A 19,944-nucleotide genomic window follows, 5' to 3' on the forward strand; every position below is an offset into this window, starting at 1 on the left:
GGTTCCAATTGACCCTTAAGTGCCCATTACTGTAAGGTCCTGAATATTAATAACAAGGGTCCTATAGGTTGAAACAGCACCAGTTCAAGATCACCCTGGGTGATGAACTTCGCGCGAAACTTGATGACTCTAGTTTACGCAACTTCCGGTCGGTCGCGGAAGATATTCGCCAGCGCCTCGAAATGTCCTTCGACATCGACGGTGACGGTCACACGCTCGATCTGATCTACGCGATCTTGTTTCTGGCGCACGAGACCATGCGCGATTTCGGCACGACGTGGTGGGGCGATGAACGCGCGCGCTCTGCATTCATGGCGGCCATTGCCGACCAGGTGATGAGCTATCCCATCAGCCCGTCCGACCTGGCTGCGAAGCCATTGATCACGTTGGGAACGCGAGAGCAGCAGGCCGGCCCCGAAGATCCTCCTGAGGCTATCGGACGCGCTATAGCCCGGAATTACCGTCGCAGGGTCAGACCGCTCGGCTTGCGATCTGACGAGTTCGATATCCGTCGTTTTCGACAATTGATGCGAAACGAGAAAAAGAACGACGACTGAGTAGCAGACCGGGCTTTGAGGAGGTTCGTAATGACCGCAGCAAAGCCAGCGCCCACCGAGATGAACGGAGAGCCCAAGTGCGCCCCCCGTCGCATGCTCAACGAGCAGCAGGTGTTGGAGATCATCCCCGTCAGCCGCACCACGCTCTACCGCATGGAGAAGGCTGGCAGGTTTCCGAAGTCCACGTACATCAGCCCCAACCGCCGCGTCTGGTACGAGGACCAGATCGTCACGTGGCAGAACGCAGTGAATGAATTCGACCCGCAGCGGGCTCGGGGTAAGGGGCGGCGCCGGCGCAGCGACTAGAGTATGACGAGGAACCGGTGTCCGGCCTGATCCAAGTGCGGCGACTTGTTGCGGACATTACTAACCGGCGGCCCGCCGGTGCGCGTGGTGGCGGCATGCCCCACCGCATTGTGAATCCCGGCGCGATATAGTCTGGAAACACTCCCTCATCGGCGCGAGGTTTCCGACGTGGCAGTTGACCAGGCGGAACAGACGAATGATGGCCTCTTGGCCCTTGTGATGCTGTAGAGGGCCGCAAACGCCAAGATCGAGCCCGCTTGCAGAATGGTCTTACTTCTTGAGAATGCCGATATCCGTGTTGCCTAAGTTCTTTATGGCGCGCTCGGCGGCGGGCGTATCCACCGCGTTGTCGTGGGAGGCTGGAGCCGGACTAACGGAGGAAGCATCCACGTCACCGCTCGCTGCGTGGCTGAGCGCATTGCCTACGTTGGGACGGGAGGAGCCCGCAGTACCGCTTACGTTATGCCCGGTCGATAGGGTGCTGCCCGCATAACCTGTGGAGCCGGTGGCCGCGCTTCCACTTGCCGCGGAGCCGCCACTGCCCGATCCACCCGTATTCTGGCCGAACGCGAGCGAAACGCCGCCAACGAGTAAGATCAAGATAACGACGAAGTGGTTCACAGAGGGTCCTCTACGTGAATAACCGCTCAATAAGTTGCACGTCCGAAGGTTCCATAGAGCCAGGGAGACGGTCTGATTGGTGTCGCGGCAAGACATCGGACTTCGAGATAGCAGTATCCAGCATTGAGCGCGTCGCCCAACGTAGGCGACGGCTGCGCCGGACCCCTTGAAGCCGAGCATGCGCAGGGTCCGCAGCTATGCAGGGTTTCACAACGTGTGACCGCGAGCCTTGGCCGCTGCTTCTCTCGTGCGTTGAGCAATGCGCTCGCGCTCCTTCTCGCGGCGGGCTGAAGCCGCCACCCGCCAGCGATACGCCGTATTTGTCGTAAGACCACGTCTAGGATTTGCTCACCGAGCGGCCGCGCCACTGCGTCGCTTTTGCTTTCGCAAAATAATTGTCTAAATTCATCAAATGTGTTTACTAGGTGCAAACACGACCTATGCGGCGCGCGGTTCAGAGGCTGGCCGGCGCTGCGGGCAGCTAGGAGTGAAAGAGCGAGGGCGTTCGGCGACGGCCTCATAGCACATCGGGGCGTATCTCGGCGATTAGCCGTGTGAGATGCCCCGCAAACTCCGTAAAGGGCCTCTCGGTCGCCTCTAGAACACGTCGGGAGCGAGCATGATTGAGAAGAAACTCGACAGAGCGATTACGAACTTCATCTGGAACGTGGTCGAGGTTCACTCTCAATTGGAGAACATTCACTCCAGCTGGGCTGGGCTACTGGGTATTTCCAAAGCCCAGTGGCTGATTTTGATGGCTATCACCGAACTTGACGAGGGGCGAGGCGTTGCCGGGATAGGCGTCGCGAATAAGTTACGGGTCCATCCGGCTTTTGTGACCACTCAGACCAAAGCTCTCGAAAAAAGTGGTTTCCTATCACGGCGGCCGGGAGCCGACGACGCACGCTTCGTTCTGATGTCGCTAACCTCGAAGGCGATAAAGGAGCTCGAGAAACTGTCGAAGCGAAAGCTCGCACTGAACTCGACCATGTCGAACGGGCTCGACGAGAAAACGTTGGCGGATCTGAACGCGGCGCTTGCGACTATTGCCAAGAACGCGCGGCTGGCTGCGCGCCTGCTGGCAATCGACGTGTCCTGATCGGCCCCACCTCCTTGAGAGCAGGCCTTCTCGATAACTCGGGACGCGCGTAGTCGTCGGGCGCGTCCCCTAGCCGCAACGCACTGCGCTCAAAACAAAACCCCCGGCGTTTCCTGCCGGGGGCCTTGGAGGTTAGGTCGTTAGACCAAACTTACCAGTTGCGCTGAGCGCGGAGCAGCAGGGTGAACGAGTCCTGATCCTTCAGCTCGTAAGTCGCGGCCGGCTTGGCGACCGGGAAGTTGGCGCCGGCGGCAACGACGCCAGCATACTTCTGGTCGACGTGGGTCCAGGTGAAGTCGCCCGAGAACGTGAGGTTCTTGACCGGGGTCCAGCGGGTGATCAAGCCAATCTGACCGATGTTGAAGTCAGGGTTGCACGAGGTCACGCCCGCAACCGACGAGAACACGCCACCGGCTCCGCAGAGGAACGTCTTGGTCCCACCACCGAACTGAGCCTGAGCGTAGGCACCGTAGATCGCGGTGTTCCAGTAGGGATCCCAGTTGTGGGTGTAAGCGCCACGGAAGCCCCAGGTCTTGACGCTTTCCTGCGAGCCGCCTGTGACGAACGTGGTGTCCGGAGCGGTAACCGCGGCGACGCTCTGGTAGGCAACGCCCGAGTTGCCGTACATGAGATACGAGCCGCCCGCCAGGTTCTGGAAGTTGTAGCGGGTGGCACCGTCGGTGTAGACGCCCGAAATGTTGATCACGTCACCCGCACCGGTCGGGATGTTCTTGATCGACAGAGCGAGCTGAACCGCCCAACCCCACTTGTCGTCGGGGTGACCGGTGATCTCGGTCGGGCCGTAGTAGGCAACGTGGTTGTCATGCGCAGCCACCGACGCCTGGAAGAGACCCCAAGCCTGATCGACACGCACCATACCGACGAGGTTCGGCGAACGCGAGCCGCCGATGGCGTTGGCACCCAGCGCACCAGTGGTCAAACCGGCGATAGCAGCAGCACCAGCCGCGCTGCTGACGTTGAGGTTGCCGGCCTGGTAGTACGCAGTTGCGTCTTCAGCCGAGAACGCCGCCGTCACGCCCTGACCGAAGTCAGCGGTGTAGGTGAACTGGTTGACACCAGTGACCGTGCCCGAACCGCCGACGAGACCGTCGAAGTTGTTGCCGGGATAGTTGGTCCAGGGCGCGTCGAACTGCGACACGGCCTTACCCATGGTGAAGCCGGCGAACTGGATGAAGGCATAGTACACGCCGAGCGAACCGCCCGAGGTGCCGCCGTCAGTCGGGTTGATCGACGAACCGACCAGCGCCGGGGACGCACCAGCGTTGTTGAGGGCCAGCGTACCGGTATAGGCAGTGCCGCCGAACCCAGAACCCGTGCCCTGATAACCGCCGGTGGTCCAGGAGAACGTCGCATCGAAGAAGGTGCGGACGACGCCGTATTCGGTTGCGGTGCGCGTGTCGATGTTCAGGTCTTCACGAGCGCGCATGGTGTAGTAGTTGCTCAGGCGATTGCGCCCACTGGCAGGCGAGGTACGCTGCGAGTCATAGATGCTGTTGGTGTTCAGACCAACTTCAGCGCGCAGATAACCACCCAGCTTGATGCAGGTGTCAGTGCCGGGGATATAATAGAAACCCGCACCGTACAGGGAGCAGATCTTCACGTACTCGACCGCCTTGGCCTTCACGGGGAGATCGGCTGCCTGCGCTCCGCCAACGGCGATCAAACCCGCCGCTGAACCGAGCAAAAGGCTCTTAACCAACTTCATGTTAAACCTCCAAGTTTGTTCTACAGGGAAGGTTTTTTGACCAAGCGGTCAATTCCCCAACCCCCTCTGAAACCCACGCTTAAACCTCTTCGCGTCTTCGGACACACCCGCATGAACGCGAGGGACTTAAGCGAAAGACCTAAACGGGACGACCTTGGGATGCCCCCCTCCGTCGCGTGATCACCATGATCGAGGACCCTTGCACACGCAACCACCGAAACGGGGTGAAGGGTCTCCATCAAATCGAATCTGGACAACTGTTGCACAAAAATCACGCAACCGTGAGGGGGCTAACACGAAGTATAACTATATGATTTTATTGGATTATTTTTCGATCGTTAGCCTTGTGACGGGACAGGCGAGGTCTGGAACTGGAGAAGCGCGCGGACCCGCAGCCACTTCGCTCTAGGCACGCTCAACGGTGGAAAAGCCGAATCGAGCCGACTAGAAGATCGGTTAGACGCCATGAAGCCGACGGATATCGAATGCCTGAGAAAAAGAAGATTTCAGCGGCACCAAGCTGGCTAGGACTGAGCGAAGACCGTCAGAGCTTCTTGTTTATACCGGAGCGCGCCCATGTCGTGAGGCGGATCTTCGAATTGGCTATCGGCGGAATGGGGAGCTACGCGATCGCAAATTACCTGGATGAAAGAAAGGTGCCGACCTTCACGCAAACGACAAAGTGGGATCACACAACCATCGACTATATGTTACGGAATCGCGCTACCTACGGAGAGTACCAGCCCAAAAGCTTCGCAAGCGGTCACAAGAAGGGCATCCCCAATGGCCCCCCTGTGAGTGGTTACTATCCAGCCGTCATAGATCAAGAAACGTTCGAGCGCGCGCAGGTTGCTCGCCAACAAAATCTTGCAAACCGCGGCCGTAAGGGTAACGATCTTGCAAACATCTTCGCAGGACTCACTACCTGCGGTTATTGCGGCAATGAAATCGTTCTCCACCGCGTCTCGAATGTCCAAGTTCTCGCATGTACACAAGTCGTTGATGGCAATGGATGCACTCGAACAGCGTGGACATATCGGGACTTTGAGGCGACGGTCTTCGCATTCTTGATACATCCTGCCCTGTCTCAGCGATTTCGAGGCGAGCAAAGGAGCACGTTGCTCGAGCTGGCGGAGAGAGTCGCGAAATGCCTGACTGCTCAAAAGCCATATTTCGCCACGCGGGTCGAAATCGCCATACTGCTAAAGCAAACCGTCACGCATTTGGCCCTTTACAGCGCTGCAGTCATCGAATCTCCACGCCTGCCTTCGGCGCAGATTAGCAAAGATGTTAGGGGACGATTTCTTGAAATCCGGCTTTGGGATGGCCCCGTGGACAAATACCTTTCCGTACTTTGAGCCTCGGCGCATGCGGTTCAAGCGTTCCGCATACATTTGGAGCGGTTCAAAAAGCGGCCTTAGGGCTACTCGACTATCGATGCTGCCAGCTCGGCGATCTTCCTAGCGGGGGCTTGGAAAATGCGTGTGCAGATTGTTCAGATTTATTTGGTGCAGCGTACAGACATGCAGCGTTTTTCGAGTTGCCCTCAAGAGCATGGAGCGGCCCAATCGAGCGGCGGGCGCCTCCAGCCGGTAGGTCCCACTATCTCCGAAATATCCGACAAATAATTCCAAAAAACCATGATCATTAAGCGCAATTATGAGATTTCTTGCTGCGCCCGAGTCTATGCCGGCATCACTTGCGCGTATTTGAGATAATGAAACTCTTCTCCATGTAGGCAGGCTGCCTATCTGCAAACACATCAGCCCTTCGCGCACTACCGCGCCGAGGAAACACTCCACTTCGGGTTTAAGGGTCGACGGTTCCCGTCGCCTGATGATATCGTGGTGTCCCTTAATCTCGGACCAAAAGGTACGTACGACATCGTGCGATGCATGGGAAAGTGCACCGCAGGAGAGATCGGCCGAAGGGAATCGCGTTCGTTCTGATCGACGTGGCAAACATTTGGCACGGCCAGCGTTCAACGTACGCAGCCGATTTTGAATGCTGAAGTAGCTGCGCTGCATCATAGATGCGAGTTCAGTCGGGGACTTTCCCTGAGAAGCCAACTCGAGAAGCCGGGTATCATCACCTTCAGTCCATCGTTTTCCGCCACGCGCGCGCATAGAGGACATGCACCGAGTAAGGGTCAGCACCTCAGTGACAGTTCAGCATGAACGAGCACTGATCGGATCAGCCGCGCCCGCGCCGCTAAGGTTGCACCGATTTTGGGCACCGACCCCAATTCCCTGCTCCGCTCGATGCTCGATGGGCAAATTGAGCCGGTCCCGATCTCCACTTTGCTACGTAATCGTCGGTGCTGAACCATGCGGATTAGGACCCGCAAGCGCGAGGGAGACTTTCATGCAAGATCGCCAACAAGCCCATTCCCCCAATGAACCGAATTATCGCTTCGTGGCACGGCAACAGATCAGAGCGGCGAAGCTGGCCTATGAACGAGCGCAGCGAGCGTTTGAGCAGACCCGCGCTACGCTTAAACAGTCCCAAATCGTCTTGGAGCAGTCGTTCAAAGTCCTCGGCTCCTGTTCAGAGCAAGGGCAGGACAGGACGCAAGAGTAAGCTGCCTCAGTTGGGTGGTTCCTTTCATCGTGATGGCACTTATTGGCCCCACGAGGTCGCGTGCGCTCAGTCTTGTCAATTAGCGCGCGTCTCCAAGGCAAAGCCCGTTCGCCGCAGCTTGGATTAAATGTGCTCTCACGACGGAAATAAGCCGCGAACTGGGGTATCATTTCGAACATCACCGACAAAGGCTCGGCTCGGAGGCGTCGGTGGCTGAGAGACAGCTTGTGCTCCCGCCTCTCGCGAGGAGCCGATGGAACGATCCCGCCAACTTCAACATCTAGAACAAGCTGAGCGTCACGTGTTGCGTGGCGAGCAGAACGTATCCGACCGAGAGCAGCGCATCGAAGACCTTGAAAATCACGGGTATGACGTAACTCTGGCCCGCGAACTATTGGAGACGTTCCTCCGCACTCAAGCGCAATTCGTCACGCACCGCGATCTGATCCTCAGAGAACTGGACCACGCTTGAACCACGGCCGATCATTGACGGCACTTAGACCACCACGATGTCTCGACGCATAAAGCGATCGCAATGCAACAGCGCGAGTTGCCTCGCTTCAAGCTAGGAACTACCCGTCCTTTAGAGTATTGTGCCGTCGTCACCGGCCAAGGCTCTGCCCATAGGTGTCGGTGGCTGAGAGACCCAGCGTGCTCCCGCCTGCTAACAGGGGAGTGCTGCTATGTCGGAGTATTCTCGAAAAATTTTCAGTCCGCGCTCATCGCCGAAGAGATTGAGCGAACCCGGGAAATCTGTGCACACTCGCTGGCGCTACTCCGGTTGCCCATTCCGAGCACGTTTCTCGGCGACAAACTCCACCCACCGCCTAAGACGGAAGGGGACGAGTAAGGCCGACGTGCAACCTGTCAGCATCAACGTCGCCTTGAGCACAAAGTGGATGCGCGACCTACAAGAGTTCCTTCACCTTGATCTAGGGATACATCCGAACGGGCAATAGCCGAAGATCGCTTCGCGCTGACAGAGTGAGGTCGCTGCTGCTGGGGGCCAAACGGAGATGTCCGATGGGTGTGGCAGGCTGGCGCTTTGCGCATATGAAGAGAACTCTCCGCTCCCGGGCGGTCTTTATCAGCGTGCTGGAAGAGTTGCCCTTTATCTGCCCGGTGGCGGTCGCAATCGGCTCGCTGATCATGATCGGCATCGCTCTCTGCAAGGATTGGCCGCAGTGAGGCCTCGATCATCTACCGAATGATCTGCAATCTTCTCGTAGCCGTTACGCGGAAATCTTTTCGTGCCGTTATGGCATTTCGCGCATCATCTCAACCTCGATGCGAACCGTGCCAGCATCGAAAGTCTGACGGGAAATTCCTCGACATTTTCTTGAAGTCCTCCCTTGTAATCCACCTCACACCTGCACCGAAGCGCAGTCCGATATAGTCCAGTCGCTCTTGCGGGGTTGGGCGCCGAAACGGGAGACCGGCATGTCAAACTCGTCTGCGCTTTTGCGATGGTCGACCGAGATGCTGCCGGAGCACGTTCGGTTCTCCACGTTCCGTGAGGAGTTTGCGCGGCTGAACCTCGCCTTGGACGTGATAGATCACAGCGGCGGCCGCCCGCGTATTGACGTCACCTACTTGTCTCTCGGCGCGGTTAGCGTTTGTAGCATTGTCACCACGCCGGTGGAGTTTATCCGTCACAAACACCACCTCAAGGATAGCCGCGACCAATTCGGACTGAACATCGTCGAGGCTGGGCCGGTCCAATTTGCAAATGCTGGCCGGGAACATGTCTATGATGCCGGCTCCGCTTGTTTGATTGACCGGGGAAGGCCGCTGCGAGTGTTTGGGCCGCGTGGTGGCAGCGTCAAATTCGTGACCGTGCCGGCTGCTGCCCTTAGGTCTCTGGTTGCGCAGCCGGAAGATCTTGCAGGTCGGCCGGTGCATCGCGGACCGGCGCTTAGATTGCTCGGTCGCTACCTGCGGTCGCTCGCATCCTTCAAACAACCTCCGTCATCAAAACTGGCGTCCACCGTCGGCGTACATCTCCTCGATCTCGTGGCCGCGACGCTCGGGCCGACCGCCGAAGTTGCAGACATGGTTACGGAGCGTGGTGTGAAGGCGGCCAAGCTTCAGGCGATCCTGGCGGAGGTCGCGCAACGCTTCGGCGATCCCAATTTCGATCTGGACAATGTTGCTGGAACGCTCGGTATGTCGCGGCGATACGTGCAAAAATTGCTCGAAGGGACCGGAAAGTCGTTCACCGAGCACCTTGCAGGGTGTCGGCTTGAGCGTGCCTTCGCGATGTTGGCTGACCCGCACCATCTGCATTTGGCCATCATTGATATCGCGTTTGCAGTCGGCTTTGGTGACCTTTCTCATTTCAATCGCTCGTTCCGCCGACGCTTCGGCGAGACGCCGTCAGGCGTACGCGCCACATCAATCGTGCGGCAGAAGTCATCCAGCGCCTCCTCACAATGCGCTGGCGACGGCCGCTGAAGTGCGGATACGCACCGGGAGGGCGCAAGGCATCATGAGCGAGGCCGCAGTAAGGCCGTACAGGAGCCCAGGCGCGCGCGGGCTACCGGACACCGGACCACGCCAGCGCATAGGAGAGCCCGCAAAGGGCCGTAGAGCGCCAGCTACGTGCTCCAAGGGCACCCCGACCGGCCGCACGAGCGCCATGTAAAACTAGGGCCTATTAGGGCCCAGCCGGTTCGGACAGGCTTCTCGCCCGCCCGGCAACAACAGAAATATACCTTTATCTTCAAGCACTTCCGTCGATTTCAACAAGCCGAAAAATCGCTTGCAGCAAGGACCACACGGTTTTGCCGTACGCACGGCCCGCTATTCGCCGCAGTTTTCCCAGCCCTGTCGACAGAGCCGGAAACTTACAGGCGAGACGAACCTGACAGCGCCGTTCGTCCACGCGCGGTTTCGGGCTCACGGAGAGCAATCCGCCCCGCCCTAACCTCTCGCGTCCGACGCTGCCGCGTCCACCGCCCCCCTGCTCGCGAACCGTGACGACCTCACGATCGCCCCTCAAGGATGAGCCGGGATGGGCGACACATACGCTATTTCCGAATTTCGGTAAAGCGGAATATTTTTGGGAGGAGGGGTTGACGGGCGGCGACACAGGCCGCGCTACGCAGGCCCGGACGGAGCGGAGCGCAATCCGGGGCGGCTGTCGCTCGTGGCAAGAACCCGGATTACGCTGAGCCTGTCATCGGGCGGCGCTCCGCGCCGACCCGTTGGCTTCCTCCGGGCTACAAATCTCCGTCGGGGCTACGAATCGCCACAAAAAAACACCCGGCGGTTGCCCGCCGGGTGCTTCGTCGAATTGCTTTCGACTAATCTTACCAGTTGCGCTGAGCGCGGAGCAGCAGGGTGAACGAGTCCTGATCCTTCAGCTCGGTTGTCGCGGCCGGCTTGGCGACCGGGAAGTTGGCGCCGGCAGCAACCACGCCAGCATACTTCTGGTCGACGTGGGTCCAGGTGAAGTCGCCCGAGAACGTGAGGTTCTTGACCGGGGTCCAGCGGGTGATCAGGCCAATCTGACCGATGTTGAAGTCAGGATTGCACGAGGTCACGCCCGCAACCGACGAGAACACGCCACCAGCTCCGCAGAGGAAGGTCTTGGTCCCACCACCGAACTGGGCCTGAGCGTAGGCACCGTAGATCGCGGTGTTCCAGTACGGGTCCCAGTTGTGGGTGTAAGCGCCACGGAAGCCCCAGGTCTTGACGCTTTCCTGCGAACCGCCTGTGACGTACGTGGTGTCCGGAGCGGTAACCGCGGCGACGCTCTGGTAGGCAAGGCTCGAGCCGCCGTACATGATGTACGAGCCGCCCGCCAGGTTCTGGAAGTTGTAGCGGGTCGCGCCGTCGGTGTAGACGCCCGAGATGTTGATCACGTCACCCGCACCGGTCGGGATGTTCTTGATCGACAGAGCGAGCTGAACCGCCCAACCCCACTTGTCGTCGGGGTGACCAGTCGTCTCGGTCGCGCCGTAGTAGGCAACGTGGTTGTCATGCGCAGCCACCGACGCCTGGAAGAGACCCCAAGCCTGATCGACACGCACCATACCGACGAGGTTCGGCGAACGCGAGCCGCCGATGGCATTGGCACCCAGCGCACCAGTGGTCAAACCGGCGATAGCAGCAGCACCAGCAGCGCTGCTGACGTTGAGGTTGCCGGCCTGGTAGTACGCAGTTGCGTCTTCAGCCGAGAACGCCGCCGTCACGCCCTGACCGAAGTCAGCGGTGTAGGTGAACTGGTTGACACCAGTGACCGTGCCCGAGCCGCCGACGAGACCGTCGAAGTTGTTGCCGGGATAGTTGGTCCAGGGCGCGTCGAACTGCGACACGGCCTTACCCATGGTGAAGCCGGCGAACTGGATGAAGGCATAGTACACGCCGAGCGCACCGCCCGAGGTGCCGCCGTCAGTCGGGTTGATCGACGAACCGACCAGCGCCGGGGACGCACCAGCGTTGTTGAGGGCCAGCGTGCTGCTATAGGCAGTGCCGCCGAACCCAGAACCCGTGCCTTGATAGCTACCCGTGGTCCAGGAGAACGTCGCATCGAAGAACGTGCGGACGACGCCGTATTCGGTTGCGGTGCGCGTGTCGATGTTGAGATCTTCACGAGCGCGCATGGTGTAGTAGTTGCTCAGGCGATTGCGCCCCGCGGCAGGCGCGGTACGCTGCGAGTCATAGATGCTGTTGGTGTTCAGACCAACTTCAGCGCGCAGATAGCCACCCAGCTTGATGCAGGTGTCAGTGCCCGGGATGTAGTAGAAGCCGGCGCCGTACAGCGAGCAGATCTTCACGTATTCGACCGCCTTGGCCTTCACGGGAAGATCGGCTGCGAACGCGCCGGAGACGGCCATCAGGCCGGCTGCCGAGCCGAGAAAGAGCGTCTTCGTTAACTTCATTAGTAAACCTCCAGGTGTCGGTTCAGGGGGCCGGGTCCTCGCTGGAGGCCGCGTTACCCACATCAATTTCCGTTCAATTCAGGTCCGCACTGAAGGTCCGGACTGAAACGACAGTGAGGTGCCCCCCCTCCGTCGTGCTTCACGTATAGTTTATAAAAACAATCGCCTCAATTCATTGATTTGATGAAGCGCAAGTTCTGAAGAGGATGTTGCCGCCAAGCAACAGGGCGGTTTACTGGCCATCTAGATGCTGAAAACAAAAGAAAAAGCCCTCAGGGGGCATCCCGAGGGCTTTCTTGGAGGTCTCACATTGCTAGCTGTCGACGTTGGTCAAGAGCAGCAAACTTGAGTGGGATTATATGTAACTCAATTAATTGTTTTATGCAAGCGTTGAATGGCCAAATGGTTTTCGCGGCACGATAGGCATCGACGCCTCCCGCACGCTATGCACGGGACACGTGCCCAATATCCCGGTACAAGATCTACTTTGCTGACCTGTCTGATTTCCTTCTGCCTGAGCAATCCCGGGACCACATGATTGAGAAGAGGCTCGACAGAGCGATTACGGACTTCATTTGGAATGTGGTCGAAATCCACTCTCAGCTCGAGGACATCCACACCAGCTGGGCCACCCTGCTAGGCATTACCGAGCCGCAGTGGCTCATCTTGATGGCCATCACCGAACTCGATGAGGGGCGCGGCGTCGCCGGAATCGACATCGCGAACAAGCTGCGGATCCATCCGGCCTTCGTGACCAACCAGACCAAGAGCCTCGAGAAGGGCGGATTCCTGTCGCGGCGACCGGCAGCCGACGATGCCCGCTTCGTCCTGATGTCGCTGACAGAGAAGGCGACGACGGAAATCGGCAAGCTCTCCAAGAGAAGGCTCGCCTTGAATTCGACCATGTTCAATGAGCTCGATGAGGAGACCTTGGCCGATCTGAATGCTGCGCTGGCCAAGCTCGCCAAGAACGCGCGGCTTGCTGCACGATTGCTGGCCATCGACGCTTCGTAAATCCGCCGACGTCGGACGCATGATCGCCTGGCCCGTCCCCGATCGTCGTCACGCCGCGCCGGAGCGACCTGCACGCGATCCTCTCTGATCCGGCTAAAGCGATTTCGAGCGAAGTGGACGCCGGTTCGCGTGACGAAAACGCGTCAAAAACAAGAATCCAAAAGCTTCGGTCCTGATTCAATCAGAACCGAAGCGCTAGAGATAGGTGACGAGATCCAGCTGACGGCCAGCTCCAAGCTTGCTGTCGAGCCATTCGAAAATGAAGTCGTCCACGGCGATGAAATTCTCGACCTCGCCCAGCGGGTGAGGGATGCAATTCGGCACCACGATCGAGCAATCGGCTCCGGCCTGCCGATAGAACGTTCGAAGTTCGAGAGCCTCGTGCTCGCGCACCATCGAGCGACTGCCGACGACCACCAGAAGCGGACAAGATAGTCGACGCGACGGCAGCATCGAGCCTGTCGAGTTCCCGTCCTGGTCGCTCTGCTCCAGTCCGGTCATCCAGCGAAACGGCGCCCGGCGCATGAACTGCGTCAGAAGGCCACCGTCGCAAACGGCGGCAGCGATCCTGCCATCCGTGAGTGCAAGACGGGATGCATGCGGGGCGGCGGCGCCTTCGCCATAGATCGCGATCCGCTGCTGGTCGATATCCGGACGAGCCTCCAGATAGTCCAGGCAGCATTGCAGCACATGCTCCGGCTTGAAAGAACGACGATGGGTCGAATTGCAGGCGTCGATCAGCAGCAGCGACATGTTGCGGCGAAGCAAGGCTGGCGGCAGCCGACCCATCATCGAGCTGCCGGTGATGTGCTCGTCACTGATGCAGATGACCACGGGTGCGCGAGGCCCCCGACGCCCGCCCTGGACAAAGAAGCCGGCAAGCACCTCCTGACCAAAGCAATCGATCTCGACGCGATCGATCGCAAGGCCAGCGTCATCCTCGAAGCTTTTCAGGCCGGTCGCGAGCTTGTCTGCGAGGTCGGCGTCCGCGATGTCTTCCTGACAAGACAGGCTTCGCGCGACTTGGATCGCCGTCTGCGCGCACATCCACGCTTCATGCGCGATCCGGCCAGAACGGTCCGCGCGCGCGAATTCGGCCAAGGTCCGATAGTCTTCTGCGACCCGCAACCAGTCCGAAATCCATAGCCGCCTGTGTGCCTCGCTCGCCAGTTCTGCAACGGGCAAGCTATCGAAGAATTCGGACGCGCGTCTACGCAAGCGTACCAGGCTTCCACCGGCGCCGTCACAAGAACCATGAGGCCAATGACCACCGTCCATCATGATCTCCGAACAGCAGCGTCAGCGGTTGCTAGACTTGCCGGCTTCGCTTCCAGCATGGCGCGCCGCGCGCCTGCTCGATTCCGTCGCAACGCGCCTGATCGTGTCGGTCGATCTGGCTGCCGATCGCAACGAGCCGGCCTCGCTCAAAGATTCAGGCTGGCTCAACCCAGTGGTCAGTTCCCCGCTCCGTGCGATCGAGGTTCTCCACTCTGCCATGTTCGCGATCCCCGCGTTTTAACATTTGTTGTCATCAATGATCAAAACAGACCCGCGATGACGATGCGGCATGTCGTATCAGCCCTGATCGCGTAATTTTTACGGCGCGAATCTATCGCACCGCCAATCACGATAATGGCGAAAGATGCGGCTGATTGCCGCTTCGTCAACGCGACTATCGACGGAGAGCGACGGGAACCGTTGACGGCCCATTCAAATATATCGTGAGACGATATGTATCCTTGTGTGCCGATATGCATCCTTGCGTGCATAGCCCACCCGAAACGTGCAAAACATTCGATAAACAGAATTTCGGTATGACAGAATGTAATGGCGACAACTGGGCGGGAATTGCCCCGCCGCGCGACCGGCGAGCCCCCGGCAACCTGGACGGGGTCGCACGCCATCCGGCCGACGGAATATAGCGCAAGGCCTTGTATGCATTATCCCAGTTGCCATCCTCACGCACTTCGCCTTACATGCCGGCAACTCGCCCGCGGATGACGGCCGGGGCTCAAAAATCACGCACATTGTCGAGGGGACGGAATATGGCGCGTAACATATTGATTCTCGGAGCTTCCTACGGCTCGTTGCTGGGCACGAAGCTGCTGATGGCCGGGCACAATGTGACATTGGTCTGCCGCGCCAAGACCGCTGAGCTGATCAACCGCGAAGGTACCGAAGTACGCATCAAGCTGCGCGACGAAGCCGCGCACCGGGCTATCTTCTCGCGCGACCTGCCCGGCAAGCTCGACGCGGTGACGCCGGCCAATGTCGACCTCTCGCGCTACGACATGGTCGGCCTCGCGATGCAGGAGCCGCAATACACCAACCACACGGTGCGCGTTCTCATGGTCAAGATCGCCGCGGCGAAGCTGCCGTGCCTGTCGATCATGAACATGCCGCCGTTGCCTTATCTCAAGCGCATTCCGGCGCTCGCGGACATGGATCTCGAGGAGGCCTACACCAACGCGCAGGTGTGGGAGCGCTTCGAGCCGGGCCTGGTGACACTGTGCTCGCCCGATCCGCAGGCGTTCCGCCCGCCGGAGGACGCGGCGAACGTCCTCCATGTCGGCCTGCCCACGAATTTCAAGGCATCGGCCTTCGCCGACGAGAAGCACAACAAGGTGCTGCGCGAGCTAGAGGCCGACATCGACGCGGTGACGCTCGACGGCCACGACGTGCCGGTGAAGCTGAAAGTGTTCGACTCCCTGTTCGTGCCGCTGGCGAAATGGTCGATGCTGCTGACCGGCAACTACCGCTGCATCACGCCGCACGAGCCGCAATCGATCCGCGACGCCGTTCACGGCGACCTCCAGCGCTCGCAGACGATCTACGACCATGTCGATGCGATCGCCCGCAAGCTCGGCGCCGATCCGCAGGACCAGGTGCCGTTCGCGAAATACGCCAAGGCCGCCGAGAGCCTGCTCAAGCCCTCGTCGGCTGCGCGCGCGGTCGCGAGCGGCGCACCCTTCATCGAGCGCGTCGACCTCCTGGTGAAGCTGATCTCGCATCAGCTCGGCGTGCCCAATGCTGAGATCGATCGCACGGTCGACACCGTGGACCAGAAGCTGAACGAGAAGATCGTGCAGGGCGGGTCCGGCGCGCAGTAGCGCGCCGCTTCCGTTCCTGTCGGATCGCGTCGACCTTGACGCGGCGTACTCCGTAGCCCGGATCACGCTGCGCTCCCTCCGGGGCTGCATTCATTCGCCGAGTTCCCGGTGTGATGCATGAGCAACGCGCCGCGCGGTGCTTCCTCATCAGCGCGCAATCACGCAAACGTGTCGTGTTTCCGCGCGCGAGCGCATGCCTCGCGCATATCACAGCCGCGTGAGAACACGCCGGCTGCTCATCGTCTGTTTGGCTGGACGGCGGTGAAATGACGCCGTTTTGCCCGCGAATCCGTCAGGCGCGATCGAAATTCCCCGTCGCCAAGGCTTGAAGCGATCGGCGCGCGGCGCGCGCGATCCTGCATTTGCGCAGGCGCCGCATGCGCGCAGATCAGTCTCCGCTTGTTGTCCCGCAAAACGGAGGACGATAGCTTTTCGCCTCAGCCATTATGCAATGCCGGCGTCCAGGAGCGGACGCAAACCAACAAGATAAATAAAAAATGGATCAGGCAATGCTGAGCGTCGTTCGCGCGGTCGAGGCGGGCGCGACGACGATGAAGGGCGTGATCGACGCCACCGGGCTATCCCGTCTCAAGATCGAACGTGCATTGACCGCGCTGGAGAAGCAGAAGCTGTTGGTCCGCGACGGCCAGGGTTTTCGCGCGACCGGCCTGCCGAAGACGGCGCGTCCCGCCCGGCAATGCGGTTCCTGCAACGCCTGCTGCGACATCCTCGAGGTGGCCGCCGTCGACAAGCCGGTGAACCAGCTCTGCAAGCATTGGCAGACCGGCACGGGATGCACCATCTACGACCGCCGTCCGCAGATGTGCCGCTCGTTCGTCTGTGCTTGGCTGCAGGGCCATCTCGACGACGAGTGGTTCCCCGCAAAGGCCGGGCTCATCGTCCATTTCAGCCAGGACGCGGTCAACGTCACCGCAGACGACCATTGTCCCGATCGCTGGCGGGAAGAGCCTTACTTCAGCAAGCTCGCCGAATGGTCGCTGAACGGCATCAGGCGGATAGGCAACCGCGGCTATGCGACCCTCATCGTGTCCGGCCCCGACCGGTTCATGCTGCTCGGACGCACCATCGTTCCGGAACCGACGCTGTTCGGCACCGCGTTCCTGCCGCTGACGCAGGACACGTTCCGCTATTGGAGGGCAAAATCGCCCGAACATCTGCAGCGGCTGCACGAGCGCATCGCCGAGATCGAGCGGATCAGGCAGGAATTCGGCTCCTGCGCGATTCCCGACAACGAGGACGACGATCCGCAGGCGCCCTATCGGCCCGCACTTCTGCGGCTCTCGAATCACGCCTGAACTCCGCCGTGGGCAACACGGCATGATTCGCCCTGTTCCGCTCGACGCGCCCCGGCCGGATTGATAAGCCCCTGTCCGCGAATGACGGGACTTGAGTCGGGGACATGACGGTTGCGATCGAGATGGGGCAGACCACGGCAGGCGCCGCGGCCGCCATGGACCTCGAAGAACTCTTGGCGACCCGCCTCCTGGTGCAGGGCAATTCCGGCTCCGGCAAATCGCATCTGCTGCGGCGCCTGCTGGAGCAGAGCGCGCCCTGGGTGCAGCAGGCCATCATCGATCCCGAGGGCGATTTCGTCACGCTGGCCGAGCGATTCGGCCATCTGGTGATCGACGCCGAGGATCACACCGAGCGCGGCTTGCAGGTTGCCGGCGAACGCGCGCGACTGCATCGCGTCTCGACCGTGCTCAATCTCGAAGGCCTCGATGCCGAGAATCAGATGCGGCGCGCCGCAGCATTCCTTGGCGGGATGTTCGACGTCGACCGCAACCATTGGTACCCGATGCTCGTCGTCGTGGACGAGGCGCAGCTGTTCGCGCCTGCCGTCGCCGGCGAAGTGTCGGACGAGGCGCGAAAGCTGTCGCTCGGCGCCATGACCAATCTGATGTGCCGCGGCCGCAAGCGCGGGCTTGCCGGCATCATCGCGACCCAGCGCCTCGCCAAGCTTGCCAAGAACGTCGCGGCGGAAGCCTCGAACTTCTTGATGGGCCGCACCTTCCTCGACATCGACATGGCGCGGGCCGCCGATCTGCTCGGCATGGAGCGGCGGCAGGCCGAATCCTTTCGCGATCTCGAGCGCGGACAGTTCATGGCGCTGGGACCTGCGCTGTCGCGCCGTCCCCTGCGCCTGAACATCGGCGCGACCGATACCAGCCCGCGCAATTCCACGCCGCGGCTGATGCCGCTGCCCGAAGCGACGCTGGAGGATGCGCGCGCCGTGATTCTGGCGGCACCGCCACCCGATGCCAGCCGGCCGCAGCGCCGGCCCGCGCCGGATTTGCTCGAGCAGCTCCGCGCGGCGAAAGCAGCCGCGACGCCGGAGATCCGCACCGAAGTGGTCGAGGTGCCCGTCAGCGCCGAGGAGCTTGCGGAGCGGCGCGAGCGCGTCGATCGTACGCTTCGCGCCGTGCTGGCCGAGCCAGATGCCGGCTTCCGCGCCATCGGCGTGCTCTACCAGGAGTTCGTCGTCCGTTGCCGCATCGAAGGCCTCGGCTCGGCGGTGCCCGACCTCAACGAATTCCGCCGCATGCTGACGCATGCGCGCGCCGGGCTCGGCACCGATCTCGCCGAGGACGATGCCTGGCAAGAGGTGTCGCTGCGCGCCTCGATCCTGCCCGACGACATGCAGGGCGTGTTCATGATGATCGCGCGCGCCGCGAAGGAGGGCTGGCCCTGCCCCGGCGATGCCGCGATCGCCCGGGCCTACGGCTCGCATTCGCTGCGCCGGGCGCAGCGCCTCCTCGGCTATATGGAGGAGCAGGGCCTGATCGTCGTCCAGCTCGACGGCGGTGGCCGCAGGTTCGTGACGCTAGTGGAACTGGCCTGGGCGACCGCGCCGGGCGATCCCAATGCGGACGAGCTGCCGGCGGAGCGAGTGCAAAGCGCGGCTTCGCTCTGATCCGGGGGACTCAGGCCCGTCGCGCCACCTCGGTCGCATCGATCAGCATGTCAGGCGCGGCACCGCGATCGTCAGCAAAGATACGGCGGTGGAGCGCGACCGAGACGAGCCAGGCGATCGCAAACAACGCGATCACGGCAAAACCGAGATTGGCGAGCGATCCGTTGAGACCGTCGACCAGCACCCACACGCCGCCGGACAGGCCGAGCCGATCGGCGATCAGCCCGAGCGCCTCGATGCCGCCGATCAGCAGCGCCACCGCGACGGAAGCGCCGGTGATGGTGAGGTTGTACCAGAGTTTTCGCAAGGGATCGACGAAGGCCCAGCGATAGGCACTCACCATCAGCGTGGAATCGGCGGTGTCGACCAGTGCCATGCCTGCTGCGAACAACGTGGGGAAGACCAGGATATCGGCGAGCGAGGCGCCGTGCGCGGTCTCGGTGGCGGAGATGCCGAGCAGGCCGATCTCGGTCGCGGTGTCAAAGCCGAGGCCGAACAGGACGCCGAGCGGATACATGTGCCACGGCCGCGTCACCAGGCGGAACATCGGGCCGAGCAGACGTGCCAGCATTCCGCGATTGGCGAGCAGCGCATCGAGCCCTTCGGCGTCGTGAACGCCCTGCTCGCGGGCGATGCGGATCGCCCGCCACAGGCTGACGAAGATGGCGAGGTTGATGGCCGCGATCACGAGCAGGAACAGCGCCGATACCGATGTGCCGATGAAGCTGCCGATCTGCTTGAGCAGGCTGTCGGCGCCAAGGCCGACGACGCCGAGCGCGAGCAGCATGGCCGCGACCACGACGATGGTGGAATGACCGAGCGCGAAATAGAGGCCGGCGGATCGCGGCGTGTCGCCCGCCTGCATCAGCTTGCGCACGACGTTGTCGATCGCGGCGATGTGGTCGGCATCGACGGCGTGGCGCAGCCCGAACACCCAGGCGAGCAGCGCTGTCGCCATCACCGTCGGACGGTCGCCGAACGCCGCGAAGGCCCAGGCCCATGCGGCGATGTTGGCGGCAATCAGCCCGCCGAACAGCAACGCGACGCCGGGCTCGATTGCCCGCAAGGACCATCTCGTCACGAATTCAATCCGTCCGTACGCCCCATCGC

General features: G+C 61.0%; 18 protein-coding genes. 13 read left to right on the top strand and 5 right to left on the bottom strand.

The genetic code is table 11. The features are described from left to right. The first annotated feature begins 68 nt into the window (after window positions 1-68). The gene (locus tag WN72_RS38910; RefSeq protein ID WP_092219828.1) at window positions 69-557 is read left to right on the top strand and encodes a hypothetical protein; all 489 of its coding nucleotides are present in this window, start codon (window positions 69-71) and stop codon (window positions 555-557) included. A gap of 30 nt (window positions 558-587) precedes the next feature. Then, on the top strand, window positions 588-863 hold the full coding sequence (locus WN72_RS38915) for a helix-turn-helix transcriptional regulator (RefSeq protein ID WP_092219821.1): 276 nt from the start codon (window positions 588-590) through the stop codon (window positions 861-863). Window positions 864-1,133: 270 nt separating this feature from the next. Here the strand turns inward: WN72_RS38915 and WN72_RS38920 are convergent, their stop codons facing one another. Beyond that, window positions 1,134-1,484 carry a hypothetical protein gene (locus WN72_RS38920; RefSeq protein ID WP_167381142.1) on the bottom strand — a complete coding sequence of 117 codons (351 nt, stop codon included), beginning with the start codon at window positions 1,482-1,484 and terminating at the stop codon, window positions 1,134-1,136. Window positions 1,485-2,103: 619 nt separating this feature from the next. On the opposite strand from WN72_RS38920, the gene WN72_RS38925 reads away from it, so the two are divergent. Then, on the top strand, window positions 2,104-2,583 hold the full coding sequence (locus WN72_RS38925) for a MarR family winged helix-turn-helix transcriptional regulator (protein WP_092219819.1): 480 nt from the start codon (window positions 2,104-2,106) through the stop codon (window positions 2,581-2,583). 151 nt (window positions 2,584-2,734) lie between these two features. Here WN72_RS38925 and WN72_RS38930 read toward each other — a convergent pair whose 3' ends face one another. Beyond that, complete coding sequence (locus tag WN72_RS38930) at window positions 2,735-4,309, bottom strand: porin (protein ID WP_194482954.1); 1,575 nt, start codon at window positions 4,307-4,309, stop codon at window positions 2,735-2,737. A 485-nt stretch (window positions 4,310-4,794) separates the two neighbouring features. Between WN72_RS38930 and WN72_RS38935 the strand changes: the two genes are divergently transcribed. The 5 genes from WN72_RS38935 (at window position 4,795) to WN72_RS38955 (ending at window position 9,343) form a co-directional block, all read left to right on the top strand. Then, the gene (locus WN72_RS38935) at window positions 4,795-5,667 is read left to right on the top strand and encodes a recombinase family protein (protein ID WP_092219815.1); all 873 of its coding nucleotides are present in this window, start codon (window positions 4,795-4,797) and stop codon (window positions 5,665-5,667) included. A 1,006-nt stretch (window positions 5,668-6,673) separates the two neighbouring features. Then, window positions 6,674-6,889 (top strand): hypothetical protein, encoded by a 216-nt coding sequence (locus WN72_RS38940; RefSeq protein WP_092219813.1) that lies wholly within the window; start codon window positions 6,674-6,676, stop codon window positions 6,887-6,889. A gap of 253 nt (window positions 6,890-7,142) precedes the next feature. Then, window positions 7,143-7,361, top strand: a complete 219-nt coding sequence (locus tag WN72_RS38945; RefSeq protein ID WP_092219811.1) for a hypothetical protein — start codon at window positions 7,143-7,145, stop codon at window positions 7,359-7,361. A 551-nt stretch (window positions 7,362-7,912) separates the two neighbouring features. After that, the gene (locus WN72_RS38950; RefSeq protein WP_167381141.1) at window positions 7,913-8,077 is read left to right on the top strand and encodes a hypothetical protein; all 165 of its coding nucleotides are present in this window, start codon (window positions 7,913-7,915) and stop codon (window positions 8,075-8,077) included. Window positions 8,078-8,329: 252 nt separating this feature from the next. Next, on the top strand, window positions 8,330-9,343 hold the full coding sequence (locus WN72_RS38955; protein ID WP_194482955.1) for a helix-turn-helix transcriptional regulator: 1,014 nt from the start codon (window positions 8,330-8,332) through the stop codon (window positions 9,341-9,343). An 857-nt stretch (window positions 9,344-10,200) separates the two neighbouring features. On the opposite strand, the gene WN72_RS38960 is transcribed toward WN72_RS38955, so the two are convergent. After that, window positions 10,201-11,775, bottom strand: a complete 1,575-nt coding sequence (locus tag WN72_RS38960) for a porin (RefSeq protein ID WP_027564121.1) — start codon at window positions 11,773-11,775, stop codon at window positions 10,201-10,203. A gap of 534 nt (window positions 11,776-12,309) precedes the next feature. On the opposite strand from WN72_RS38960, the gene WN72_RS38965 reads away from it, so the two are divergent. Continuing rightward, on the top strand, window positions 12,310-12,789 hold the full coding sequence (locus WN72_RS38965; protein WP_027564120.1) for a MarR family winged helix-turn-helix transcriptional regulator: 480 nt from the start codon (window positions 12,310-12,312) through the stop codon (window positions 12,787-12,789). Window positions 12,790-12,984: 195 nt separating this feature from the next. On the opposite strand, the gene WN72_RS38970 is transcribed toward WN72_RS38965, so the two are convergent. Further along, window positions 12,985-14,067, bottom strand: a complete 1,083-nt coding sequence (locus tag WN72_RS38970) for an alpha/beta hydrolase family protein (RefSeq protein ID WP_092218401.1) — start codon at window positions 14,065-14,067, stop codon at window positions 12,985-12,987. 1 nt (window position 14,068) lies between these two features. Here WN72_RS38970 and WN72_RS38975 point away from each other — a divergent pair, with 1 nt between their 5' ends. The 4 genes from WN72_RS38975 to WN72_RS38990 all read left to right on the top strand — a co-directional run bounded on the left by WN72_RS38975 (window position 14,069) and on the right by WN72_RS38990 (window position 18,834). Next, window positions 14,069-14,308, top strand: coding sequence for a hypothetical protein (locus WN72_RS38975; RefSeq protein ID WP_027564118.1), 240 nt, complete (start codon window positions 14,069-14,071; stop codon window positions 14,306-14,308). Between the two features lie 526 nt (window positions 14,309-14,834). Then, window positions 14,835-15,899, top strand: a complete 1,065-nt coding sequence (locus tag WN72_RS38980) for a ketopantoate reductase family protein (protein WP_092218402.1) — start codon at window positions 14,835-14,837, stop codon at window positions 15,897-15,899. A gap of 497 nt (window positions 15,900-16,396) precedes the next feature. After that, a complete protein-coding gene (locus WN72_RS38985) occupies window positions 16,397-17,215 on the top strand; it encodes a YkgJ family cysteine cluster protein (protein WP_092218403.1) in 819 nt (272 codons plus the stop codon). Between the two features lie 104 nt (window positions 17,216-17,319). Beyond that, window positions 17,320-18,834 (top strand): helicase HerA domain-containing protein, encoded by a 1,515-nt coding sequence (locus WN72_RS38990; RefSeq protein ID WP_092218404.1) that lies wholly within the window; start codon window positions 17,320-17,322, stop codon window positions 18,832-18,834. A gap of 10 nt (window positions 18,835-18,844) precedes the next feature. Here WN72_RS38990 and WN72_RS38995 read toward each other — a convergent pair whose 3' ends face one another. Beyond that, on the bottom strand, window positions 18,845-19,915 hold the full coding sequence (locus WN72_RS38995; protein WP_167381056.1) for a HoxN/HupN/NixA family nickel/cobalt transporter: 1,071 nt from the start codon (window positions 19,913-19,915) through the stop codon (window positions 18,845-18,847). Between the last annotated feature and the right edge of the window lie 29 nt (window positions 19,916-19,944).

Source organism: Bradyrhizobium arachidis (genome assembly GCF_015291705.1).
GTDB classification, from domain to species: Bacteria; Pseudomonadota; Alphaproteobacteria; order Rhizobiales; family Xanthobacteraceae; genus Bradyrhizobium; species Bradyrhizobium arachidis.